This window comes from Comamonas sp. CMM03, assembly GCF_019218715.1.
Classification (GTDB): domain Bacteria; phylum Pseudomonadota; class Gammaproteobacteria; order Burkholderiales; family Burkholderiaceae_C; genus Comamonas; species Comamonas terrigena.
The window spans coordinates 13,572-37,058 of the sequence record NZ_JAHUXB010000005.1 but is presented as its reverse complement, the minus strand read 5'-3'; the positions used below and the strand labels follow the sequence as shown (position 1 = coordinate 37,058).

21 protein-coding genes are annotated in these 23,487 nt (G+C 62.6%); 2 read left to right on the top strand and 19 right to left on the bottom strand.

The window, feature by feature from the left end; translation table 11 throughout:
• Positions 1-36: 36 nt before the first annotated feature.
• The 4 genes from glmM to KW830_RS16945 all read right to left on the bottom strand — a co-directional run bounded on the left by glmM (position 37) and on the right by KW830_RS16945 (position 5,093).
• Entirely contained in the window at positions 37-1,371 is a 1,335-nt protein-coding gene (gene glmM, locus KW830_RS16960) for a phosphoglucosamine mutase (RefSeq protein ID WP_218333827.1), read from the bottom strand.
• A 35-nt stretch (positions 1,372-1,406) separates the two neighbouring features.
• Complete coding sequence (gene folP / locus KW830_RS16955) at positions 1,407-2,249, bottom strand: dihydropteroate synthase (RefSeq protein WP_218333826.1); 843 nt, start codon at positions 2,247-2,249, stop codon at positions 1,407-1,409.
• Between the two features lie 81 nt (positions 2,250-2,330).
• Positions 2,331-4,253 (bottom strand): ATP-dependent zinc metalloprotease FtsH, encoded by a 1,923-nt coding sequence (gene ftsH, locus KW830_RS16950; RefSeq protein ID WP_066535881.1) that lies wholly within the window; start codon positions 4,251-4,253, stop codon positions 2,331-2,333.
• Between the two features lie 183 nt (positions 4,254-4,436).
• Positions 4,437-5,093 (bottom strand): RlmE family RNA methyltransferase, encoded by a 657-nt coding sequence (locus tag KW830_RS16945; protein ID WP_218333825.1) that lies wholly within the window; start codon positions 5,091-5,093, stop codon positions 4,437-4,439.
• Positions 5,094-5,125: 32 nt separating this feature from the next.
• On the opposite strand from KW830_RS16945, the gene KW830_RS16940 reads away from it, so the two are divergent.
• Complete coding sequence (locus tag KW830_RS16940) at positions 5,126-5,596, top strand: YhbY family RNA-binding protein (protein ID WP_066535891.1); 471 nt, start codon at positions 5,126-5,128, stop codon at positions 5,594-5,596.
• Positions 5,597-5,628: 32 nt separating this feature from the next.
• A complete protein-coding gene (locus KW830_RS16935; RefSeq protein WP_066535894.1) occupies positions 5,629-6,381 on the top strand; it encodes a glycosyltransferase in 753 nt (250 codons plus the stop codon).
• A gap of 167 nt (positions 6,382-6,548) precedes the next feature.
• On the opposite strand, the gene KW830_RS16930 is transcribed toward KW830_RS16935, so the two are convergent.
• The 15 genes from KW830_RS16930 to KW830_RS16860 all read right to left on the bottom strand — a co-directional run bounded on the left by KW830_RS16930 (position 6,549) and on the right by KW830_RS16860 (position 23,487).
• A complete protein-coding gene (locus KW830_RS16930; protein ID WP_370626150.1) occupies positions 6,549-7,010 on the bottom strand; it encodes a DUF4149 domain-containing protein in 462 nt (153 codons plus the stop codon).
• Positions 7,011-7,033: 23 nt separating this feature from the next.
• Positions 7,034-7,510: a transcription elongation factor GreA gene (gene greA, locus KW830_RS16925; RefSeq protein ID WP_066535897.1), complete on the bottom strand. Its 477-nt coding sequence runs from the start codon at positions 7,508-7,510 to the stop codon at positions 7,034-7,036.
• A gap of 221 nt (positions 7,511-7,731) precedes the next feature.
• Positions 7,732-10,980 (bottom strand): carbamoyl-phosphate synthase large subunit, encoded by a 3,249-nt coding sequence (carB, locus tag KW830_RS16920; RefSeq protein ID WP_218333824.1) that lies wholly within the window; start codon positions 10,978-10,980, stop codon positions 7,732-7,734.
• A complete protein-coding gene (gene carA, locus KW830_RS16915; protein ID WP_218333823.1) occupies positions 10,973-12,145 on the bottom strand; it encodes a glutamine-hydrolyzing carbamoyl-phosphate synthase small subunit in 1,173 nt (390 codons plus the stop codon). Before carA ends, carB begins: the two co-directional genes overlap by 8 nt.
• 175 nt (positions 12,146-12,320) lie before the next feature.
• Positions 12,321-13,103: an RNA methyltransferase gene (locus KW830_RS16910; RefSeq protein WP_218333822.1), complete on the bottom strand. Its 783-nt coding sequence runs from the start codon at positions 13,101-13,103 to the stop codon at positions 12,321-12,323.
• Positions 13,100-13,747 (bottom strand): ribonuclease HII, encoded by a 648-nt coding sequence (gene rnhB / locus KW830_RS16905; RefSeq protein WP_066535907.1) that lies wholly within the window; start codon positions 13,745-13,747, stop codon positions 13,100-13,102. Before rnhB ends, KW830_RS16910 begins: the two co-directional genes overlap by 4 nt.
• Positions 13,719-14,852, bottom strand: a complete 1,134-nt coding sequence (gene lpxB, locus KW830_RS16900) for a lipid-A-disaccharide synthase (RefSeq protein WP_218334041.1) — start codon at positions 14,850-14,852, stop codon at positions 13,719-13,721. Before lpxB ends, rnhB begins: the two co-directional genes overlap by 29 nt.
• Positions 14,853-14,888: 36 nt before the next feature.
• A complete protein-coding gene (gene lpxA / locus KW830_RS16895) occupies positions 14,889-15,686 on the bottom strand; it encodes an acyl-ACP--UDP-N-acetylglucosamine O-acyltransferase (RefSeq protein ID WP_272971875.1) in 798 nt (265 codons plus the stop codon).
• Between the two features lie 10 nt (positions 15,687-15,696).
• Positions 15,697-16,137 carry a 3-hydroxyacyl-ACP dehydratase FabZ gene (gene fabZ / locus KW830_RS16890; protein ID WP_003053425.1) on the bottom strand — a complete coding sequence of 147 codons (441 nt, stop codon included), beginning with the start codon at positions 16,135-16,137 and terminating at the stop codon, positions 15,697-15,699.
• Complete coding sequence (lpxD, locus tag KW830_RS16885; RefSeq protein ID WP_218333821.1) at positions 16,137-17,135, bottom strand: UDP-3-O-(3-hydroxymyristoyl)glucosamine N-acyltransferase; 999 nt, start codon at positions 17,133-17,135, stop codon at positions 16,137-16,139. The genes fabZ and lpxD overlap by 1 nt, the downstream gene beginning before the upstream one ends.
• Positions 17,136-17,155: 20 nt before the next feature.
• Positions 17,156-17,659: an OmpH family outer membrane protein gene (locus tag KW830_RS16880; protein WP_066536253.1), complete on the bottom strand. Its 504-nt coding sequence runs from the start codon at positions 17,657-17,659 to the stop codon at positions 17,156-17,158.
• Between the two features lie 2 nt (positions 17,660-17,661).
• Positions 17,662-19,998, bottom strand: a complete 2,337-nt coding sequence (gene bamA, locus KW830_RS16875) for an outer membrane protein assembly factor BamA (RefSeq protein ID WP_192332966.1) — start codon at positions 19,996-19,998, stop codon at positions 17,662-17,664.
• A 42-nt stretch (positions 19,999-20,040) separates the two neighbouring features.
• Positions 20,041-21,390: an RIP metalloprotease RseP gene (rseP, locus tag KW830_RS16870; RefSeq protein ID WP_218333820.1), complete on the bottom strand. Its 1,350-nt coding sequence runs from the start codon at positions 21,388-21,390 to the stop codon at positions 20,041-20,043.
• A 64-nt stretch (positions 21,391-21,454) separates the two neighbouring features.
• The gene (gene ispC, locus KW830_RS16865) at positions 21,455-22,636 is read right to left on the bottom strand and encodes a 1-deoxy-D-xylulose-5-phosphate reductoisomerase (RefSeq protein ID WP_066536260.1); all 1,182 of its coding nucleotides are present in this window, start codon (positions 22,634-22,636) and stop codon (positions 21,455-21,457) included.
• Complete coding sequence (locus tag KW830_RS16860; protein WP_218333819.1) at positions 22,636-23,487, bottom strand: phosphatidate cytidylyltransferase; 852 nt, start codon at positions 23,485-23,487, stop codon at positions 22,636-22,638. Before KW830_RS16860 ends, ispC begins: the two co-directional genes overlap by 1 nt.

Here is a 23,487-nt window from a genome sequence, read left to right as displayed (position 1 = left end):
GAAGGGGGGCGCAGTCGGCACCTCCCCAATGCACCATCATCCTGCACGGGCTGCATCCGCCAGACCTTGCGCCAGGCGGTGGGCCAGCGCAGCATCCTGCGCCTCCACCATCACGCGCAGCAGCGGCTCCGTGCCGCTGGCACGGATCAACACCCGCCCGTAATGGCCCAGCTCCTTCTCGGCCGCGGTCTGCGCCTGTGCCAATGCCGTGTTGGACTTCCAATCCTGGCCTGGCTGCAGGCGCACGTTCACCATGACCTGGGGATACAGCGTCAACCCATCCAGCAGCGCTGCCATGGTGTTTCCACTGCGTGCACAAGCCTGCAGCACTTGCAGCGCACTCACCAAGCCATCACCGGTGGTGTGCTTGTCCAGGGCCAGCAGATGTCCCGATCCTTCTCCACCCAGAATCCATTGGCGCCGCTGCAGCTCCTCCAGCACATAGCGGTCACCCACCTTGGCGCGCACCATGGGCACGCCCTGGCTTTCCAGGGCTTTTTCCACCGCCATATTGGTCATCAGGGTGCCCACCACACCACCCACCGGTTCGCTGCGTCGCAAACGATCCTGCACCATCAGGAACAGCACCTCATCGCCATTGAAGATACGCCCTTGCGCATCCACCATCTGCAGACGGTCGGCATCGCCATCCAGGGCAATACCGTAGTCCGCATGGTGGGCGCGGACAGCCTGGGCCAATGCCTGCGGATACGTGGCCCCCACACCGTCGTTGATGTTCAGCCCATCCGGCTGGCAGCCGATGGCCACCACATCGGCGCCCAGCTCATGGAACACCTGCGGTGCAATCTGGTAGGCCGCGCCGTGGGCGGCATCCACCACGATCTTGAGACCACGCAGGCTCAGATCGTTGGCAAACGTGCTTTTACAGAATTCGATATAGCGGCCTGCCGCATCGTTGAGCCGGCGCGTCTTGCCGAGATTGCGCGAATCGACCCACGCAGGCTCGGCATCGATCAAGGCCTCCACTTCTTCTTCCCAGGCATCGGGCAGCTTTGTACCTTGGGCGCTGAAGAACTTGATGCCGTTGTCCGGGTACGGGTTGTGGCTGGCACTGATCACCACCCCCAGGCTGGCGCGCTGTGCTCGCGTCAGATAGGCCACGCCGGGCGTGGGCAGCGGTCCCAGCAGAATGACGTCCACTCCTGCCGCATTGAAACCGGCTTCCATCGCGGCTTCCAGCATATAGCCCGAAATCCGGGTGTCCTTGCCAATCAGCACCGTCGGACGCTCTTGCGTCCGCTTGAGCACGCGGCCCACCGCATGCGCCAGACGCAATGCGAAATCGGCCGTGATCGGTGCCTTGCCGACAGTGCCCCGGATTCCATCGGTACCAAAATATTGACGCGCCATGGCGCTCCTCCTCGTTTTATTGCTCAACCCACTGCTCACGCCGCATCGTGTGCATGCATGGCATTCCAGATTTTCAATGCCGCCACCGTGTCCGCCACATCGTGCACACGCACGACACGTGCCCCACGCTCCACCGCCAGCACGGCGGCCGTCACACTGGGCACCATGCGCTCGCGCACGGGCAAGCCCGTCACGGTTCCCAGCGAGCCCTTGCGGGACCATCCCGCCAGCAGCGGCAAGTCTAGGTCCAGCAGATCTTGCTGCCGGGCAAGCAGTGCAAAGTTTTGTTCCACGCTCTTGCCGAAGCCGATGCCGTAGTCCAGCGTGATGCGCTCGCGCGCCACCCCCAGCTGCTCCAGGCATGCCACCTGCTCCGCCAGAAACTGGCGCACCTGGGCAACGGGATCGGCCTGCATGTGCTCCAGGTGCATGGTCTGCGGCGTCTGGTGCATGTGCATCAGGCACACGCCACTGCGCGGATGCGCCGCAATGATCTCGCGGGCACCTGCCTGGCGCAAAGCCCATATGTCATTGATGATGTCGGCGCCGGCATCCAGCACCGCCTGCATCACCTCTGGCTTGTAGGTGTCCACGGACACCGGCACCTGCAGGCGCACGGCTTCCTTGACCACCGGCAGCACCCGCGCCAGCTCTTCGTCCAGGGGCACCGCGGGACTTCCGGGGCGCGTCGATTCGCCACCGATGTCCAGGATATCGGCCCCCTCTTTCAGCAGCCTTTCTGCATGTGCCATGGCCGCACTGGTACCGGCATGCCGCCCACCGTCCGAAAAGGAATCGGGTGTCACATTCACAATGCCCATGACGCGCGGTCGGCGCAGATCAATGTCAAAGCGCGTCACCTGCCAGCATGTATTCATCGCCCGTCCTTGGATTTCATCTGAAAAAACAAAGCGGGACTCCACAGAGTCCCGCTTTTCCTGTGCCTGGTGGCACCAGGATCACACCGCCGTAGGTGCCGTATCGGTGTCTACCGCAGGGGTTCCACCGCCGTGCCCGCTGTCACCCGACGAGGGGGGATTGCGTGGCGTCCAGTCCTTGGGGGGACGTGGCTCCTTGCCCGCCATGATGTCGTCCAGCTGCTCCGCATCGATGGTTTCCCAATCGAGCATGGCCTTGGCCATGGCATGCATCTTGTCGGAGTTGTCCTCGATCAGCTTGCGCGCCAGATGGTACTGCTCGTCGATGATGCGGCGCACTTCAGCGTCCACCTTCTGCATGGTCTCTTCGCTGATGCCGCTGGGCTTGCTCATGGAGCGGCCCAGGAAAGGCTCGCCTTCCTGTTCGGCATAGACCATGGGGCCCAGTGCATCGGTCATGCCATAGCGCGTCACCATGTCACGGGCAATCTGCGTCGCACGCTCAAAGTCGTTCGATGCCCCCGTGGTCATCTGGTTCATGAACACTTCTTCAGCAATGCGGCCGCCGAACAGCATCGCGATCTGGTTGAGCATGAACTCCTTGTCATAGGAGTAGCGGTCTTTTTCCGGCAGGCTCATGGTCACGCCCAGCGCACGGCCGCGCGGGATGATGGTGACCTTGTGCACCGGGTCGCACTTGGGCAGCAGCTTGCCGATCAGGGCATGGCCTGCCTCGTGGTAGGCCGTGTTGCGACGCTCTTCCTCGGGCATGACCATGGACTTGCGCTCGGGGCCCATGATGATCTTGTCCTTGGCCTTTTCAAAGTCCTGCATCTCCACGGTGCGCGCGTTGCGGCGTGCAGCCATCAGGGCCGCTTCGTTGCACAGGTTCGCCAGATCGGCACCCGACATGCCGGGCGTGCCGCGTGCAATGATGGCCGGGTTCACGTCCTGGGCCACAGGAATCTTGCGCATGTGCACGTTCAGGATCTGCTCGCGGCCACGGATGTCCGGCAAGGTCACATAGACCTGGCGGTCGAAACGTCCGGGACGCAGCAGAGCGGCATCCAGGATGTCGGGGCGGTTGGTGGCAGCCACCACGATCACGCCCAGGTTGGTTTCGAAACCATCCATCTCCACCAGCATCTGGTTCAGTGTCTGCTCGCGCTCATCGTTGCCACCGCCCATGCCGGCGCCACGCTGGCGGCCCACCGCATCGATTTCATCGATGAAGATGATGCAAGGCGCATTCTTCTTGGCGTTCTCGAACATGTCGCGCACACGGGCCGCGCCCACGCCGACGAACATTTCCACGAAGTCGGAACCCGAGATCGAGAAGAACGGCACCTTGGCTTCGCCCGCAATCGACTTGGCCAGCAGCGTCTTGCCCGTACCGGGAGGGCCCACCAGCAACAGGCCACGCGGAATGCGGCCACCCAGCTTCTGGAACTTGTTGGGGTCCTTCAGGAAGTCGACGACTTCCTTGACTTCCTCCTTGGCCTCGTCGCAACCGGCGACGTCGGCGAAGGTGACGGTGTTGTTGTTTTCGTCGAGCATGCGCGCCTTGGACTTGCCAAAGCTGAACGCGCCGCCCTTGCCACCGCCCTGCATCTGGCGCATGAAGTACACCCACACGCCGATCAGCAGCAGCATCGGACCCCAGCTGATGAGCAAGCTCATCAGCAGCGAGCCTTCTTCACGCGGCTTGACGTCGAACTTGACGTTGTTGTTGATCAGGTCGCCCACCAGACCACGGTCCAGGTAGGTCGCGGTCGTGCGCACACGGCGGTCATCGTTGGTGACTGCCATGATTTCGGTGCCGCCAGGGCTCTCCTGGATGGTGACGCTCTTGATGCGGTTGCTGCGCACATCCTCGAGGAAGTCGGAATAGCCGACATAACCAGCGCCAGCACCGCCACGGGTGTCAAACTGCTTGAACACCGTGAACAGCACCATGGCGATGACCAGCCATACGGCAACTTTAGAAAACCACTGATTGTTCAAGCGGGGCTCCAATGAAAAAGGCGAAATTCATGCACATACGGACGATGTCATCCATATGGGATGCATTTTAGGTGTTTCAAGCATGCGGATCGAAACCTTATTCCTGCCAAGGCGATAGGTCTCCGGGAAATATCCGCCCAGCGGAGGGGGCAACACCCGCGGCTGATCCACATCAAAGTGGCATCAGGTCTTGAGTCCCATTCCGATCAGGAATGTTTCCGATGAACGGATGCGCGAGGATTTGGGCTTGAACGTCTTGACCGTGCGAAAAGTCTGGCGGAACAGGGCCACCAGCTCGTCATAACCGGGACCGTGGAACAACTTGACCACCAGCGCCCCCTCGGGCTTGAGGTGGTGGGTCGCGAAATCGACCGCCAGCTCAATCAGGTGGGTGATGCGCGCGCCGTCCGTCGTGGAATTACCCGACAGGTTTGGGGCCATGTCCGACACCACCACATCCACCGCCCGTCCCTGCACCGCCTCTTCCAGCTGCGCCAGCACCGGTTCCTCGCGGAAGTCGCCCTGGATGAAGTGCACGCCTTCAATGGATTCCATCGGCAGCAGGTCCAGCGAGATGATGGTGCCATTCAAGCCCCCTACGGCGGCTCCCTTGGGGGCCAGCTTGCGGCGCAGGTACTGGCTCCACGCACCGGGTGCACAGCCCAGATCCACCACAATGTCACCGGGATGGATCAGCTTGAGCGCCTCATCGATCTCCTTCAACTTGTAGGCCGCACGGGCCCGGTAGCCGTCTTTCTGTGCGGCCTGAACATAGGGATCGTTGACATGGTTGTTGAGCCATGCCTTATCCACTTTCTTGCTTTTGGTATTGATCTTCATGCGAAATTCTTCCTGCCTCGATAATACGGCCCATGCCCCAAATTGAATTGACTCCCGCAGAGCGCCGGGAACACCGCGCCAACGCCCACCACCTGGACCCCGTGGTCCTGATCGGTGGTGACGGCCTCACACCCGCAGTTCAGAAAGAAGTGGATGCGGCACTGAATGCCCACGGCCTGATCAAGGTCCGCGTCTTCGGCGACGAACGCGCCACCCGCGACCAGATCTACCAACAGCTGTGCGACGAGCTGAACGCGGCCCCCATCCAGCACATCGGCAAGCTGCTGGTGCTGTGGCGCCCGATTCCTGAAAAGGAAAAGGCCTTTGATGAAGACCGCATGCCCGGCCCACGCGACGTGAAGGTGCTGAAGTTCGGCAAGGCCGGTCAGCGCCCTGAGGTCAAGCAGCTGCGCGTGCTGGGCAACCAGCGCCTGACCGCCGGCGGCCAGATCAAGCGCGCCAAGCCCAAGCAAAAATCGGTCAAGAAAAGCCGCCTGGGTTGAGCGCTGTCGCGCACGCCCACGACACACCTGCCATGGCACTGAATACGACATCGGCGACGCCTGAGCGCCACATCCTCTGCATGAAGTGGGGTACCAAGTACGGCCCGGAGTACGTCAACCGTCTCTACGCCATGGTGCGCCGCCATCTCAAGGGAGATTTTCGCTTTGTCTGCCTGACCGACAACAGCGAAGGGATTCGTTCCGAGGTGGAATGCCTGCCCATTCCCTCGCTGGACCTGCCCGCTGGCATCCCTGAACGCGGCTGGACCAAGCTGACCACCTTCTCCGCCGATCTGCACGGACTGAAGGGCACGGCCCTGTTCCTGGATGTGGATGTGGTCATCACCGGCCCGCTGGACGAGTTCTTCACCTACCCCGGTGACTTTCTCATCATCCACGACCACAAGCGGCCCTGGCGCATCACCGGCAACTCGTCGGTGTACCGCTTCGAGCTGGGCGCTCATCCGGATGTGCTGGAATATTTCCGCGGCCACTTCGAGGAAATCCGCAAGCAGTTCCGCAACGAACAGGCCTATCTGTCGGACTTTCTGCACAAGCAAGGCAAGCTCCAGTACTGGCCCGCCGAGTGGTGCCCCAGCTTCAAATACCACGGCATTCCGAGCTGGCCCACCAACTACTGGAAAGAGCCTTTTGTGCCCGAAGGTGCGCGCATCGTCATCTTCCACGGAGAGTGCAACCCGCCCGACGCATTGGCCGGTCGCCGCAACCGGCGTTTTCGCTTCATCAAGCCCGCCCGCTGGGTGGCCGAACACTGGCGCGAATAAGCGCCACTCGAAAGCACCCTGCCGCTGACGGCGGGTGCATGGCACCAGCAAAAAAGCAGTCCGATGGACTGCTTTTTTTATGGCCTGCCGGTGACAGATTGCCCACGGCTCTGGCCACCGACCATCCGGCAGCACTGCCAGCAGGCACGCGTTCCTTCTGCGAGACATCAAGCCGGTGGCGTAGCCTCCGCATCGTCCCGTCCCGCCAACGCCAACGCCAACGCGGCCACCTTCCACAAGGTGCACAGCGCACAGCACCACTGCAGCACATGCAAGGCCACGGCGGCGTACTGCCAGACGGCGCCCTGCCTGGCCGCCACTCGCGGCGCCACACCGTATTGCGCCACCAGCGCCAGCAACAAGCCGCCCAGCACGAACACCATGGCGGCTTGCGCCCAGGCCTCCTGCCTTTCGGCGTACTTCCGCTTGGAAACCACCAGCAGCAGCGCGCAGCATGCGATGGAAATCCAGGTCTGTGCAGCCAGCAGCGCAGCGCACGCCGCAGCCGCCTGGGTGGGTGATGGCAGGTGCGCCTGCAGCACCGGCACGGCCACGCCCCCCATGGCCGTCAGGCTCCCCCACCACAGGGCAGCCAGCAGCAGCGGAAGGCGTGCTTGCAGCGGTGTCATGGCCGGCGGGGGTGAAACCGCGTTCAGAGGTACTTGACCGCGACCACCTCGTAGCGGCGCTCGCCACCCGGGGCTTGGACCACGGCCACATCGCCCTCTTCCTTGCCGATCAGGGCACGGGCAATGGGGCTGGACACGTTGATCAGACCCAGCTTCAGGTCGGCTTCATCCTCGCCCACGATCTGGTAGGTCACCGCCACGCCGCTGTCTTCGTCTTCCAGATCCACCGTGGCGCCAAACACCACGCGGCCTCCAGCGTCCAGCGCCGAAGGGTCAATGATCTGGGCAGCCGACAGCTTGCCTTCGATTTCGCCGATGCGGCCTTCGACAAAGCCCTGGTGTTCCTTGGCGGATTCGTACTCGGCGTTTTCGCTCAGATCGCCCTGGGCACGCGCTTCGGCGATGGCCTGGATCACGGCAGGACGCTCCACCGTCTTCAGGCGCTGCAGTTCCACCTTGAGCTTTTCCGCTCCGCGCTTGGTGATGGGGATGGTGGCCATAGTCAAGTCTCCAAATTCAGCAAACACCGCACAGCTCGCGGCACTCCTGGCAGGGCCTTGCCGGACCACGCCGGACAGGGGCCCGTGCCCCAAAAGCAAACCGCCGCACGTTGCCGCGCGGCGGTTCTTGTCAATTCATTACCGGCCATTATGCCGTGTTTGCCACGGCATCCCTCCGGTAAAACCCGGCAGCCCCGTCGGGCTGTCCGGGCCGTGCCCCATCAATGCGTCAGCTGAGCGTGCAGCTCCTGCACCGAGTACACATCCAGATTGCCGCGCAGGGCCTTCATCCCGTCGACCGCCGCTTCCGCACCAAAGATGGTGGTGAAGGTGGTCACCCGGGCCAGCAAGGCGCTGGTACGGATGGCGCGCGAGTCGGCGATGGCATTGCGGCGCTCTTCCACCGTGTTGATGACCAAGGCAATCTCGTTGTTCTTAATCATGTCCACGATGTGGGGGCGGCCTTCGGTGACCTTGTTCACGGTCTGCACTTCCACACCGGCTTCGGCAATCGCAGCGGCCGTGCCGCGCGTGGCGCACAGCGTGAAGCCCATGGCAACCAGCTCCTTGGCAATCGCCACGGCGCGGGACTTGTCATTGTTCTTCACGGTCAGGAACACCTTGCCTTCGGTCGGCAGCTTGACGCCGGCGCCCAGCTGGCTCTTCACAAAGGCTTCGCCAAAGGTCTTGCCCACACCCATGACTTCACCGGTGGACTTCATCTCGGGGCCGAGGATGGTGTCCACACCGGGGAACTTCACGAACGGGAACACGGCTTCCTTGACGCTGAAGTACGGCGGCGTCACTTCCTTGGTGACGCCCTGATCGGCCAGCGTATCGCCCACCATGCAGCGTGCAGCCACCTTGGCCAGCTGGATACCCGTGGCCTTGGAGACGAACGGCACCGTGCGCGAAGCGCGGGGGTTCACTTCCAGCACGTAGATCACGTCCTTGCCGTCCACTTCCTTGATGGCGAACTGCACGTTCATCAGGCCGACCACGTTCAGGCCATGGGCCATCTCGGCCGTCTGGCGCTTGATCTCGGCCACGGTCTCGGCCTTCAGGTAGTAAGGGGGCAGCGAGCAGGCAGAGTCACCGGAGTGCACGCCAGCTTGCTCGATGTGCTCCATCACCCCACCGATGAAGACCTTGCCTTCGCGGTCGCGCACGCAGTCCACATCGCACTCGATGGCATTGGACAGGAAGTGATCCAGCAGCACGGGCGAGTCGTTGGAGACCTTCACGGCTTCGCGCATGTAGCGCTCCAGATCGCGCTGCTCGTGCACGATTTCCATCGCACGGCCACCCAGCACATAGGAAGGACGCACCACCAGCGGATAGCCCAGGCCGGCCGCCTTTTCCAGCGCTTCGGCTTCGGTACGGGCCGTGGCATTGGGCGGCTGCAGCAGGTTCAGTTGCTGCAGCAGGCGCTGGAAGCGCTCGCGGTCTTCCGCCGCATCGATCATGTCGGGCGAGGTGCCGATGATGGGCACGCCTTCTTTTTCCAGCCCCAGGGCCAGCTTCAGCGGCGTCTGGCCGCCGTACTGCACGATCACGCCAGCAGGCTGCTCGACGGCCACGATCTCCAGCACGTCTTCCAGCGTCAGCGGTTCGAAGTACAGGCGATCGGATGTGTCATAGTCGGTCGACACGGTCTCGGGGTTGCAGTTGACCATGATGGTTTCATAACCATCTTCGCGCATGGCCATGGCGGCGTGCACGCAGCAGTAGTCGAACTCGATGCCCTGGCCGATGCGGTTCGGGCCACCGCCCAGCACCATGATCTTCTTTTTGTCGGTGGGCGCGGCTTCGCATTCCTCGTCGTACGTGGAGTACATGTACGCCGTGTTGGAGGCAAATTCGGCCGCACAGGTGTCCACACGCTTGAACACGGGGCGCACCTTCAGGGCCTTGCGCGCTTCACGCACCGCCTGGTCGGTGGTGTGCAGCAGCTTGGCCAGGCGGCGGTCCGAGAAGCCCTTTTGCTTCAGGGTACGCAGGGTCTGCGCATCCAGCGATGCCAGTGCGCCGTCACCCTTGGCAGCTGCCAGCTGGTCCAGCTCGAGCTCGATCTTCACGATCTCTTCGATCTGCACCAGGAACCACTTGTCGATCTTGGTGATGCTGTGCACTTCGTCCAGCGTCCAGCCGGCCGCAAACGCGTCACCCACATACCAGATGCGGTCGGGACCGGGCTCGCCCAGTTCCTTTTCCAGGATTTCGCGGTCCTGGGTCTTCTCGTTCATGCCGTCCACGCCCACTTCCAGACCGCGCAGGGCCTTCTGGAAGGATTCCTGGAAGGTACGGCCGATGGCCATCACCTCACCCACGGACTTCATCTGCGTGGTCAGGCGGTTGTCGGCAGCGGGGAACTTCTCGAACGCGAAACGCGGGATCTTGGTGACCACGTAGTCGATCGAAGGCTCGAACGACGCCGGGGTCTTGCCGCCGGTGATTTCGTTCTTCAGCTCGTCCAGCGTAAAGCCCACGGCCAGCTTGGCCGCGATCTTGGCGATGGGGAAGCCGGTGGCCTTGGACGCCAGCGCCGAGGAACGCGAGACGCGGGGGTTCATCTCGATGACGATCATGCGACCGTCCTTGGGGTTCACCGAGAACTGCACGTTGGAGCCGCCGGTGTCCACGCCGATTTCGCGCAGAACAGCCAGCGATGCATTGCGCATGATCTGGTATTCCTTGTCGGTCAGCGTCTGTGCCGGCGCCACGGTGATGGAGTCACCGGTGTGCACCCCCATGGGGTCCAGGTTTTCGATGGAGCAGACGATGATGCAGTTGTCCGCGGTATCGCGCACCACTTCCATCTCGTACTCTTTCCAGCCCAGCAGCGACTCTTCGATCAGCAGCTCATTGGTGGGAGAGGCTTCCAGACCGCGCTTGCAGATGGTTTCGAACTCTTCCGAGTTGTAGGCGATACCGCCGCCCGTGCCGCCCAGCGTGAAGCTGGGGCGGATCACGGTGGGGAAGCCCACCTTCTTTTGCACATCCCAGGCTTCGTCCATGCTGTGGGCGATACCGGAGCGCGCAGAACCCAGACCGATCTTGGTCATGGCGTCCTTGAACTTCAGGCGGTCTTCGGCCTTGTCGATGGCTTCCGGCTTGGCACCGATCAGCTCCACCTGGTACTTGTCCAGCACGCCGTGCTTCCACAGGTCCAGCGCACAGTTCAGCGCGGTCTGGCCACCCATGGTGGGCAAAATGGCATCGGGACGTTCCTTGGCGATGATCTTCTCGACCGTCTGCCAGGTGATGGGCTCGATGTAGGTGACGTCGGCCGTGGCCGGGTCGGTCATGATCGTGGCAGGGTTGCTGTTGATCAGAATGACTTTGTAACCCTCTTCGCGCAGGGCCTTGCAGGCCTGCACGCCGGAGTAGTCAAACTCGCAGGCCTGACCGATCACGATGGGACCGGCGCCAATGATCAGAATGCTTTTAAGGTCGTTGCGCTTAGGCATTGTTGTGTTTCTCCATCAGCGCTGTGAAGCGGTCGAACAGGTAGCCAATATCGTGCGGGCCGGGCGATGCCTCGGGGTGGCCCTGGAAGCAGAAGGCGGGCACATCGGTGCGCTCCAGACCTTGCAGCGTGCCGTCAAACAGGCTGATGTGCGTGGCGCGCACGTTGGCGGGCAGCGATTCCAGCTCCACCGCAAAGCCGTGGTTCTGGCTGGTGATGCTCACACGGCCGGAATCCAGGTCCTTCACGGGGTGGTTGGCACCGTGGTGGCTGTTTTGCATTTTGAAGGTCTTGGCACCGGAGGCCAGGGCCATGATCTGGTGTCCCAGGCAGATGCCGAACAGCGGCTTGCCGGAGGCCATGATCTCTTGCGCCGCGGCAATCGCGTAGTCGCAGGGGGCCGGGTCGCCAGGGCCGTTGGACAGGAACACGCCATCGGGATTCAGCGCCAGCACGTCCTTGGCGGGCGTCTGGGCAGGCACCACGGTCACTTCGCAGCCACGCTCGGCCAGCATGCGCAGAATGTTCTTCTTCACGCCGAAGTCATAGGCCACAACCTTGAACTTGGGCGATTCGAGCTGGCCGTAGCCTTCACCCAGCGTCCACTCGGCCTCGGTCCAGGGATAGGGCTTGGCCGTGGTCACCACCTTCGCCAGATCCAGCCCCTTCATGTCGGGCGCGGCCTGGGCTGCGGCAATGGCTTCGTCAATCTTGGCCTGGGTCACTTCCTCACCAGCCGCCAGGCCGACAATCGCGCCATTTTGCGCACCCTTGTCACGCAGCAGACGCGTGAGCTTGCGGGTGTCGATGTTGGCAATGGCGACCGTCTTGCCATCCACCAGGTACTCGGACAGCGTCTGGGTGCTGCGGAAGTTGCTGGCCAGCAAAGGCAGGTTCTTGATGATCAGACCTGCGGCATGGATCTTGTCGGCTTCGACGTCTTCAGGATTGACACCATAGTTGCCGATGTGCGGATACGTGAGCGTCACGATCTGCTGGCAATAGCTGGGGTCGGTGAGGATTTCCTGGTAGCCGGTCAGCGAAGTGTTGAAAACGACTTCGCCCACCGTGGTGCCTTGCGCACCAATCGAGTTGCCAATAAAGACCGTGCCGTCTGCGAGCGCCAGGATGGCGGGGGGGAAGGCTCCCTTGAGAGACAAAAGCACTGGGTTCTCCGGTTTTTTATTACGGTTACGCCCAACGCAGCCCCCCGCACGTGCGTGGGGACAGTGTTTGTGTCAGCAGGGTATGGCGAGGGAGCGTCGCTAGGCGTATGAAGGAATGCTTGAAAGCCGCCCATTATAGGCTCTCTCTGCTTCAGCCCTTTGACTTGCTGCGGGATTACCCGAGCGCACGCAACATGCTTACGCTGCTGGCATGCAGGCAGATCGCCGCTGCGGCCGCCACATTCAGCGACTCCTCCCCTCCAGGCTGGGCAATGCTGATGCGGTGCTCCGCCATCTCCATCAGAGCATCGCCCACACCCTGCCCTTCGTGCCCCATGGCCCAGGCGCAGGGCCAGGGCAAGGCGGCTTCGTGGATCAGGGTCCCCTGGTGGGAGCTGGTCACCACCAGCGGCAGCTGCAAGGCCTGCACCTCCGCGATGGATGCAGCCTCCACCAGATGCAGACCGAAATGCGCCCCCATGCCGGCACGCAGCACCTTCTGGCTCCACAGCGCGGCCGTCCCCTTCAGCGCCACGATCTGGCCAAAGCCGAAGGCGGCCGCACTGCGCAAGATGGAGCCCACATTGCCCGCATCCTGCACCCGGTCCAGCACCACCGCGGCCACGCCAGGCTGGACCTGTGCACCCGCATCCCACTCCATCACGTAGCCCATGCGCGCAGGCGACTCCAGGCTGCTGATCTCCGCAAACAGGCTGTCCGCCAGCACCACCGCCTTGCCGGCGGCCTGCACCCACTCCGCCGGCACCTGCGGCCAGACAGACTCGGCAAACACCGCCACTTTCGGGCGCAAGCCGCGGGCCAGTGCCGCACGGCACAGGTGGTCGCCTTCCAGCCAGACCTGGCCTTGCTTGCGGTAGGCGGTACTTTCCTGGGAGAGACGGCGCAGTTCTTTGACGAAGGCGTTGTCACGCGACTGAATCATGGTGTGCTGCATCATGCGCCCCCCCCCACTGAGAGCGCCGCAGCCTGCAAGACCTTGGTCACCGGAGAAAATGAAGTGCGGTGCTCTGGGCACGCGCCAAACTCACGCAAAGCCAACAGATGCGCCGCCGTCCCGTAGCCCTTGTGCGTGGCAAAACCATAGTGCGGAAAACGGGCGTGCAACCCATCACACCAGCGATCGCGGTGCACCTTGGCCAGAATGGACGCAGCCGAGATGGCCGGCACCAGTGCATCGCCTTTGACAATGGCTTCGCCCTGCATCTCCAGCACCGGCAGACGGTTGCCATCCACCAGCGCACGCGCAGGCTTCAGACGCAGGCCGAGGACGGCGCGCTGCATGGCCAGCATCGTGGCCTGCAGGATGTTGAGGCGATCGATCTCTTCCACCGACGCTTCGGCAATACAGAAGCACAGCGCCTTGGCACGAATTTCATCGAACAAGGCCTCACGCCGTGCAGCAGTGAGCTTTTTGGAGTCCGCCAGACCGGCAATCGGATGCAGATCATCCAGAATCACCGCCGCCGCCACCACCGGGCCCGCCAAGGGGCCGCGTCCGGCCTCATCCACACCGGCCACCAGGCCGGGCGCGTGCCACTGCAGGCAAGCCTGCTCAGCGGCACATGAGTTTTTGGATCGCATCGGCAGCCAGCGCAGAAGTGTCGCGGAACAGGGTGTGGTGCAGCGCGCTGAAACGCGCCTGCAGCGCAGCAATCTTGGAAGGCTGCTGGTCATAGGCTTGCAGCCAGTCCAGGCTTGCGGCCGCCAGCGCCTCGGGCGTGGCAGCGTCTTGCAGTAATTCGGGAACCACGAAATCAGAACACAGAATATTGGGCAGCCCCACCCAGGGCTGCAATTGCTTGCGCCGCATCAGCCGCCAGCTGATGGGGTGCATGCGGTAAGAAATCACCATCGGGCGCTTGAACAGCGCCGCCTCCAGCGTGGCCGTGCCACTGGCGATCAGGGTGCAATCGCAGGCGGCCAGCACGTCGTGTGACTGCCCTTGCACCAGCTGCACCCACTCCTGCACACCGGCTTCACGCACGGCTTGCTGCATGCGCTGCCAATGCTGGGGTACGACCGGCACCACCACCAGGACCTCCGGCATCTGCGCCCGCACCAACGCCGCCGCCGCAAAAAACGGTTTGGCGATGTACTGCACTTCCGCAGAACGGCTGCCCGGCAGCAAGGCCAGCACCTTGCGGTCCAAGGCCAGGCCCAGTCTGGCACGCGCCGCCGCCTTGTCAGGCTCCATCGGGATCACGGCCGCCAGCGGGTGGCCGACATAGGTCGCCTCAATGCCATGCTGCTGCAGCAAGGCTGGCTCGAACGGAAACAGGCACAGCACATGGTCTGCTGCAGCCCGGATCTTGTCGATCCGGTTGGCACGCCAGGCCCAGATGGAAGGGCACACAAAGTGCACCGTCTTGATGCCCGCAGCGCGCAGATCCCGCTCCAGCCCCAGGTTGAAGTCCGGTGCATCCACTCCCACAAATACCGCAGGCTTGTCCACCAGCAGGCGTTGGCGCAACTGCTTGCGGATGGAGAGGATTTCGCGCAAGCGGCGCACCAGCTCCCAGCTGTAGCCATGCACGGCCAGTTTTTCGCTGGGCCACCAGACATCGAAGCCACGCGCCGCCATCTGCGGACCACCAATGCCTGCGGCCTGCACCTGGGGCATGCGGGCGTGCACACCGTCCAGCAGCAAGCCGGCCAGCAGGTCACCGGATGTCTCGCCGGCCACCATGGCCAGTCGGGCATTGCTATCGCTAGTCACAGGCCATCAGCGGGCAATGCCGCGTTGGGAAGCCGCCAGAAAGTCCAGCATGGCCTGCACATCGGCTGCTGCCTCCGGCAACTCGGCGGCCAGCGCCGCAATGGCTGCACGTGCAGCCTCCAGGGTCAGCCCCTGGCGGTACAACAGACGGTGCATCTGCTTGACCGCACGCAGGCGCTGCTCGCCAAAGCCCCGGCGGCGCAGACCTTCGATATTGAACCCGCGCACGGCCAGTGGATTGCCATCCACCATCATGAAGGGCGGCACATCCTGCGAGATATGGCTGGCAAAGCCTGCCATGGCATGGGCTCCGATCCGCGTGAACTGGTGCACTCCGGTCAAGCCACCCAGAATCACCCAATCCCCCACATGCACATGGCCCGCCAGGGTCGCGTTGTTGGCCAGAATGGTGTTGTGGCCAACGACGCAGTCGTGTGCTATGTGCACATAGGCCATGATCCAGTTGTCATTGCCGATGCGCGTCACACCGCCATCCTGCACCGTTCCGGTATTAAAGGTGCAGAACTCGCGGATGGTGTTGCGGTCGCCGATGATCAGTTGCGTGGGTTCGCCCGCATACTTTTTGTCTTGCGGCTGCGCTCCCAGCGAGGCGAACTGAAAGATCTGGTTATGGCACCCAATTTCCGTGTCGCCTTCCAGCACGCAATGCGGCCCCACCGTGGTGTGCGCACCAATGCGCAGCTTGGGCCCCACCACGGCGTACGGCCCCACCCGCACAGTGCTATCGAGCTGCGCCTGGGGATGGACGATGGCACTGGGATGAATCAGGCAGTCTTGTTCCACAGGACCTCACTCAACCCACGTGGCGCATGGTGCACATCAACTGGGCTTCTGCAGCCACTTCGCCGTCCACGCTGGCGACGGCATTGAACTTCCAGATACCGCCACGCACACGGTCGATCGTGATTTCCAGCGCCAGCTGGTCACCCGGCACCACAGGGCGCTTGAAACGGGCGGAGTCGATACCCACGAAGTAGTAGATATTGTTTTCATCCGGCACCTGTCCCATGGCGTCGAACGCCAGCAGGCCGGCAGCCTGGGCCAGCGCTTCCAGGATCAGCACACCCGGCATCACCGGGCGGCCAGGGAAGTGCCCGGTAAAGAAGGGCTCGTTGAACGTTACGTTCTTGATTGCCTTGATGCGCGTATTGCGCTCAAGCTCCAGCACGCGGTCCACCAGCAAAAAAGGATAGCGGTGGGGCAGTTGCTTGAGAATTTCTTGAATATCCATCATCAATTTCCGTTTGTGCTGCGCGGGGCGCCCAAGGCTTTTTCCAGCGCCTTGATCCGCTCGCGCAGTGCATGCAATTGTTTGAGTGTTGCAGCGTTCTTTTCCCACTGGGCATTCGTGGCCAGCGGAAAAATGCCAGTGTACAGGCCCGGCTGCGTGACCGAGCGCATGACGACCGAAGTCGGAGAAATCGCCACACCGTCGGCAATTTTCAAATGCCCCAGGATATTGGACGCACCACCGATACTGCAATGCGCGCCGATATGCGCACTACCGGCCACACCGGCATTGCCGGCAATGGCCGTGTGCTCACCTACATGGACGTTGTGACCGATCTGCACCAGGTTGTCGAGCTTCACCCCATCCGAGATCACGGTGTCATCCAGTGCACCGCGGTCGATACAGGTGTTGGCCCCGATCTCCACATCGTTGCCGATGCGCACGCGCCCCAGCTGCTCGATCTTGACCCAGACGCCCCGCTCCTGGGCAAAGCCAAAGCCATCCGCGCCGATCACCACACCCGGGTGCAACAGGCAGCGCTCACCCACCTGGCAGTATTCGCTGATGGTGACACGCGACTTCAGCACCGTGCCCGCACCCACGACAGCACCGCGCTCGACCACACACAGCGGACCGATCGTGGCCGAGGGATGCACCACCGCCTCCGGGTGAATGACTGCACTGGCATGCACGCCTGCAGCAGCCGCATCCGCGTGCGCACGCTTCCACAGCTGCGTCAGCCGTGCAAAGTACAGATACGGATTGTCTGCAACGATGCAGGCGCCACGTACCTGTGCAGCCGCCTGCTGGGCAGGCGCCACAACGACACAGGCCGCCTGAGAGGCGGCCAGTTGTGGCAAATACTTGGGATTGCTGAGAAAGCTGATGGAATCGGCATCCGCAGACTCCAGTGGAGCGATACGCCGGATCACGCGATCCGGCTGCCCCTCCACCAGTGTCCCCCCCAAGCTTTCGACTATTTGTCCTAAGGTCAAACTCACGTCGAACAGCCTGACTTACATCACTTGCCGCCGTTCAAGGCCTTGATGACCTTGTCCGTGATGTCGAGCTTGGGGTTCACATACACGGCTTCTTGCAGAATCACGTCGTACTTCTCTGCTTCCGCCACTTGCATCACCACCTTGTTGGCGCGATCCAGGACCTGCGACAGCTCTTCGTTCTTGCGGGCATTCAGGTCTTCCTGGAATTCACGGCGCTTGCGCTGGAATTCGCGGTCCTGCTCGATCAGCTGACGCTGCTTGGCCGAACGCTGGCTTTCGGCCATGGTGGGCGCTTCGCGCTCGAACTTCTCCGAATCTGCCTTCAGACGGTTGCCAATATCCACCAATTCACGCTCGCGCTTGGAGAACTCCTGCTCCAGCTTCGCTTGCGCAGCCTTGGCCGAATTGGCCTCGCGGAAAATGCGGTCGGTATTGACAAAACCGGCCTTGAAATCCTGAGCCTGTGCCGACACAGCGGCTGCGCCGCACAGCAAGGCCACTGCGATGGGTTGATAGATTTTCATGTTTAAAACGATGTTCCGATTTGGAATTGAATTTTTTGCAGACGATCTTCCGGCTTTTTACGGATCGGATTGGCCCATGCCAAACGCAGCGGCCCCAGCGGAGAAATCCAGCTCAGACCAATACCCGCCGATGCGCGCAAATCACTCGCCGTGAATTTCTCATTCTCGCCGAAGACATTACCCACGTCCACGAAAGTGAACCAGCGCAGCGTCTTGTCGTTGCCCGCACCCGGGAAGGGCGCGATGAATTCGGCATTCAAGGTCAGCTTCTTGGCGCCGCCCAGATACGTACCATCATAGCCATTGACGGACTGGCCACGCGGACCCAGGCTGCCCTGGTCGAAACCACGCACCGACCCCAGACCACCAGAGTAGAAATTCTTGAACAGCGGGAAAGGACGGCCATTCAAGCCCTTGCCCCAGCCCAACTCGCCATTGAAGGCGAAGGTGAAGCTCTTGGACAGCGGCACATACTGCTGAATCTGGTAGTTACCCCGAATGTAGCGCGCATCTCCGGCCGCAGACCAGTCAGCATTGAAACGTTGGTAACGACCTGAATTGGGCGCCAGCGCGCTGTCACGGCTGTCGCGCGACCAGCCCACCGTCAAAGGAATGGCATTGCTGGTAGCACCGAACTGGTTGATGTAGCTCTGGTACTCCACCGGCATGTACAGACCATCCTTGATGGTGGTCTGTTCAAAGCCGACACCGAAGAACACGGTGTCGATCTCGCTGAACGGCACGCCAAACTTGATGGACGCGCCCTTGCTGACGATCTTGTACAGATCGTTCGTATCCACGCTCACGCCATCGTAGTAGTACGAGTAGGGGCGGCTGGTACGGTAGTACAGATCCACGGTACGCGAGATGCCGTCCTGCGTGAAGTAGGGATCGGTCGTGCTCACCACCAGGTTGCGGTTGTACTTGCTGGTGTTGACATCCAGGCCCAGGTAGTTGCCGGAGCCAAACACGTTCTCCTGCTTGATACCGAAGCTCAGGGTCACCTTTTCCGCGCTGGAGAAACCTGCACCCAGCTGGATGGAGCCGGTGGGCTTTTCCTTCACATTGACCACCAGGTCCACCTGGTCGGGCGAGCCAGGGACTTCCTGGGTTTCCACATCGACTTCGGTGAAGTAGCCCAAGCGGTCCACGCGGTCACGCGACAGCTTGATCTTGTCACCGTCATACCAGGACGATTCGTACTGGCGGAATTCACGGCGCAGCACCTCGTCGCGCGTGCGTTCGTTGCCGCTGACATTGATGCGGCGCACATAGGCACGGCGCGAAGGATCGGCACGCAGCACAAAGTGCACGCGGTTGTTTTCACGGTCCACTTCCGGCACCGCCTCCACCCGCGCAAAAGCATAGCCAAAGTTGCCGAAGTGGTCCGAGAAGGCCTTGGTGGTTTCCGTCACCAGGTCCGCGTTGTACGGCTCACCGGGGCGCACCTTCACCAGCGACTTGAACTCATCGTCACGGTTCAGGTAGTTACCTTCCAGCGACACGCCGGAGACCACGAAGCGCTCGCCTTCGTGCACATTGATGGTCAGGGTGATCTTTTCCTTGTCCGGAGAGATCGCCACCTGGGTCGAGTCGATGCGGAAATCCAGGTAGCCGCGCTGCAGATAGTACGAACGCAGGGTTTCCAGGTCGGCATTCAGCTTGCTGCGCGCATAGCGGTCCGACTTGGTGTACCAGCTCATCCAGCCACCGGTATCCAGGTCCAGCTGCTTCTTCAGCGTGGATTCGCTGAAAGCCTTGTTGCCCACCACGTGGATTTCGCTGATCTTGGCCGGCTCGCCCTCGGTGACCGAGAACGTCAGATTCACGCGGTTGCGCTCGATCGGCGTGACCGTGGTCACCACGTCCGCGCCATACAGGCTGCGGTTGATGTACTGGCGCTTGAGTTCCTGCTCCGCGCGATCGGCCAGCGCCTTGTCGAAAGGACGCCCTTCGGCCAGGCCCACATCGCGCATGGCCTTCACCAAAGTGTCCTTGTCGAACTCCTTGGTGCCGACAAAGTTCACATCGGCAATCGATGGGCGTTCTTCCACGACCACCACCAGCACGTCGCCATCGGCTTCCAGGCGCACGTCCTTGAACAGACCCAGGGCAAACAGCGAGCGGATCGCGGCTGCACCTTTTTCGTCATCGTACTGTTCGCCCACGCGCAGCGGCATGGAGGCAAAGATGGTGCCTGCCTCCACACGCTGCAGGCCCTCCACACGAATATCCTGAACCTTGAAAGGCGCAAGCGCCCAAGCAGCCTGTGCCAGGCAAAGCAATGCAGCAGCAGCCGTGGCCGTGCGTGCGCCGAAGCGTTTGAAGTGTTGATTCATGAATGAAAGCGAACGCCGCCAGAATTCTGGAAGGCCGTAAATTTAGCCCAATATGCGGCTGATGTCGTTAAAAAAAGCGATGCACATCATGACGAGAAGCACACTGACGCCGGCCCTTTGCAGCCGTTCCATCCACAATTCGGAGATGGCGCGTCCTGTGACACCTTCCCAAAGATAATACATCAGGTGCCCACCATCCAGAACAGGCAGTGGCAACAGGTTGAGCACACCCAGACTCACGCTGATCAGCGCCAGGAAAGCCAGATACTGTACCCACCCCATGCTGGCCGACTTTCCGGCGTAATCCGCAATGGTCAAAGGCCCGCTCAGATTCTTGAGTGACGCCTCACCGATCAGCATGCGTCCCATCATCTTCAGGCTAAGCACCGACACGTCCCAGGTCTTGGTCACACCGGCCCACAGCCCCTCGGCAGCCCCCAGGCGCACGATGACCATCTCCGGCGCACCGCCGATGTAAGCACCCACACGCCCGATGCGCACATCCTGTTCCTGCGTGGCTTCGGGCTTGACCGACAGCTGCATTTCCTGCCCGCCGCGCACCACCGTCCAGTCACCGGCCTGTTCGGGATGCTGGCGTATCAACTGGCGCAGCTGAAAGCCATCCACTACCGGCACACCAAAAGCCTGCGTCACCACATCTCCGGCCTGCAAGCCTGCAGCGGCGGCGGCTCCGGCGTCCATCACGCGCTCCACCTGCGCCGGGGTCCAGGGCACCTGCACACCGATCGCAGCGCCCAGACTGGCATCAAGCGCGGTGCCGGGCAGTGTGGACAAGGGCAATTCCGTCGTTTGCACCCCGTCGCCGGAGGCCCGCTGCCAGGTGATGCGCGCATCCTGCTTTTCCAGCGCCGCCTGCGTCAGCGCCCAGCGCAGGTGCTCGAAGGAACGCACCTCCTGCGGCGCCTCCTGCCCCACCTGCACAGCGGTCACTCGCTCACCACCGTGCAACCCCGCCTGCGCCACCACCGAACCGGTCGCCGGCGCAGCCAGTACGGCACGCGGCTCCTCCAGCCCGACCCAGTTCACCAACGCATACAGCAGCACGGCCAGCAGCAGATTGGCGGCAGGACCGGCGGCCACGATGGCCACACGCGAACGCAAGGGTTGGCGGTTGAAGGCCAGATGCCGCTCGTCGGAATCCACCGGCGCTTCGCGCTCATCCAGCATGCGCACATAACCCCCCAAGGGCAGCGCACCCAGCACGAATTCCGTTGAGGACTTCTTGCTTTGCCAGCGCAGCAGGGGTTTGCCAAAGCCCACGGAAAAACGCAGCACCTTGACCCCGCAGGCCACGGCCATGCGGTAGTGGCCGTACTCGTGCACGGCAATCAGGATGCCCAGAGCCACAACAAAAGCAAGCACGGTCAGCATAAGGACGCCTCTTTCGCGGTGGTTTTCAGGAAGTGCTCACTGAGCGTGCAGGCCGCAGCAGCAATCAAGCGGCCCAGCGCTGAACGGTATGGACGGCCCGTGCGCGGGCTTCCTGGTCCAGCGCCATTAGATCACCCAGCGATCCCGGGCAACGCGGTGGCACCACGGCCTCCAGCGCCTCCAGGTTCACCGCATGGATGCGGTCAAAGCGCAGCTGGCCGCCCAGGAAGGCGGCCACCGCCACCTCGTTGGCCGCATTCAGCACCGTGGTCGTGCCTTCCGGCGCCTTCAGCGCATGCCAGGACAGGTGCAGCCCCGGGAAGCGCTGCGCATCGGCTTCTTCAAAGGTGAGCGCACTCAACTTCGCAAAGTCCAGCGGTTGCACACCGCTGTCGATGCGCTCGGGCCAGGCCAGACCGCAGGCGATGGGCACGCGCATGTCGGGCGTTCCCAGCTGGGCCAGGATGGACGCATCCTTGAACTGCACCATGGAGTGCACGATCTGCTGCGGGTGCACCACCACCTTGATGCGGTCCGGCTCCATGCCGAACAGCCAGCGCGCCTCGATCACTTCCAGCGCCTTGTTCATCATCGTGGCGGAGTCCACCGAGATCTTGCGCCCCATGGCGAAATTCGGGTGGGCGCACGCCTGGTCCGGCGTGATCTGCGCCAGGGTGGCCGGATCGCGCTGGCGGAAAGGCCCGCCCGATGCGGTCAGCAGCAGGCTGTCCACCCGGCTCGCCCAGGTGCTGCGATCTTCCGGCAGGCACTGGAAGATGGCGGAGTGCTCACTGTCGATCGGCAGCAAGGTGCAGCCGTGCTGCTGCACCGTGTCCATGAACAGCGCACCGCCCACCACCAGGGCCTCCTTGTTGGCCAGCAGCAAGCGCTTGCCTGCTTTGGCAGCCGCCAGGCAAGGCGCCAGCCCCGCTGCGCCCACAATGGCCCCCATCACCGCATCAACCGGCGCATCGGATGCGATGCGCTCCAGGGCATCCACCGCATGCAACACCTGCGTCGCCAGCCCGTTGGCCTTCAGCTTTTCTTCCAGTTGGCGTGCATGGGGCGCACTGGCCATCACGGCAAACCGGGGCGCGAATTCCGCACATTGCGCCAGCATCAGGTCCACCTGGGTGGCGGCGCTCAGCGCATAAATCTCGTAGTCAGCGCGGTGCCTGCGCACCACGTCCAGGGTATTGGTGCCAATCGAGCCCGTAGAGCCCAGCACCGTCAAACGTTGTTTCATCAATGCACCAAAGTTGTCAGCATCATGGCCAGCGGCAGCGTGGGCAGCAGCGCGTCGATGCGGTCCAGCACGCCGCCATGGCCAGGCAGCAGGTTGCTGCTGTCCTTGACACCCGCACTGCGCTTGATCAGAGATTCAATCAGATCCCCGACCACGCTCATGGCCGCCATGAACAAGGCCGCCACCACCAGCAGCGGCCAGCCAGCCTGCACCAGATGGCTGTAAAAACTGGGCACGGTCACGCCGTAGTGGCGGTCCAGCAAGGCCCAGCCCACCGCCAGCACCAGCACACCGATCGCGCCACCCCACACCCCTTCCCAGCTCTTGCCCGGACTGATGGCTGGCGCCAACTTGTTTTTGGTGAACTTCAGACCGAACGTGCGACCAGCGAAGTAGGCAAAGATGTCGGCCACCCAGACCAGGACCATGATGGAGAGCAGAAAGTTCACGCCCATCGCTCGGGCCTGGGCCACTGCCAGCCAGGTCGCCCACAGTGCGAGCACGCCACCCACGAGCCGGATGCTGCGGGGGATGGTAGACCAGCCCGGTACCCCTGCCCGTATCAGTGCCACACTGCCCAGCACCCAGGCAGCGCCCGCCACGATCCACAGCACCTGCAGATTGCGCGCCAGCCAGCCTTGCTGCCATGCCAGGCCACAGAGCGCGAGGCAAAGGACCGCCGTCAGCACGCTGCCCGCTTGCCCCAGACCATTCAGACGCCCCCACTCCCAGGCTGCGGCCGCCACCATGGCCAGCACCAGCAAGGTAAAGGGCAAGGGTGTGCTGGCGAACAGCGCGGGCAGCAAGATGGCCAGCAGGACCACGGCGGTAATCACACGCTGCTTGAGCAT

Coding starts and splice junctions, on each gene's coding strand:
- KW830_RS16945 (WP_218333825.1), bottom strand. CDS start 5,093: ATGAAGATCAATACCAAAAGCAAGAAAGTGGATAAGGCATGGCTCAAC.
- lpxB (WP_218334041.1), bottom strand. CDS start 14,852: ATGGTGGCCGGCGAGACATCCGGTGACCTGCTGGCCGGCTTGCTGCTG.
- ispC (WP_066536260.1), bottom strand. CDS start 22,636: ATGAAACAACGTTTGACGGTGCTGGGCTCTACGGGCTCGATTGGCACC.
- KW830_RS16860 (WP_218333819.1), bottom strand. CDS start 23,487: ATGCTCAAGCAGCGTGTGATTACCGCCGTGGTCCTGCTGGCCATCTTG.
- glmM (WP_218333827.1), bottom strand. CDS start 1,371: ATGGCGCGTCAATATTTTGGTACCGATGGAATCCGGGGCACTGTCGGC.
- bamA (WP_192332966.1), bottom strand. CDS start 19,998: ATGAATCAACACTTCAAACGCTTCGGCGCACGCACGGCCACGGCTGCT.
- KW830_RS16930 (WP_370626150.1), bottom strand. CDS start 7,010: ATGACACCGCTGCAAGCACGCCTTCCGCTGCTGCTGGCTGCCCTGTGG.
- carB (WP_218333824.1), bottom strand. CDS start 10,980: ATGCCTAAGCGCAACGACCTTAAAAGCATTCTGATCATTGGCGCCGGT.
- KW830_RS16910 (WP_218333822.1), bottom strand. CDS start 13,103: ATGATGCAGCACACCATGATTCAGTCGCGTGACAACGCCTTCGTCAAA.
- KW830_RS16940 (WP_066535891.1), top strand. CDS start 5,126: ATGCCCCAAATTGAATTGACTCCCGCAGAGCGCCGGGAACACCGCGCC.
- rseP (WP_218333820.1), bottom strand. CDS start 21,390: ATGCTGACCGTGCTTGCTTTTGTTGTGGCTCTGGGCATCCTGATTGCC.
- folP (WP_218333826.1), bottom strand. CDS start 2,249: ATGAATACATGCTGGCAGGTGACGCGCTTTGACATTGATCTGCGCCGA.
- KW830_RS16880 (WP_066536253.1), bottom strand. CDS start 17,659: ATGAAAATCTATCAACCCATCGCAGTGGCCTTGCTGTGCGGCGCAGCC.
- greA (WP_066535897.1), bottom strand. CDS start 7,510: ATGGCCACCATCCCCATCACCAAGCGCGGAGCGGAAAAGCTCAAGGTG.
- fabZ (WP_003053425.1), bottom strand. CDS start 16,137: ATGATGGATATTCAAGAAATTCTCAAGCAACTGCCCCACCGCTATCCT.
- KW830_RS16935 (WP_066535894.1), top strand. CDS start 5,629: ATGGCACTGAATACGACATCGGCGACGCCTGAGCGCCACATCCTCTGC.
- rnhB (WP_066535907.1), bottom strand. CDS start 13,747: ATGCGATCCAAAAACTCATGTGCCGCTGAGCAGGCTTGCCTGCAGTGG.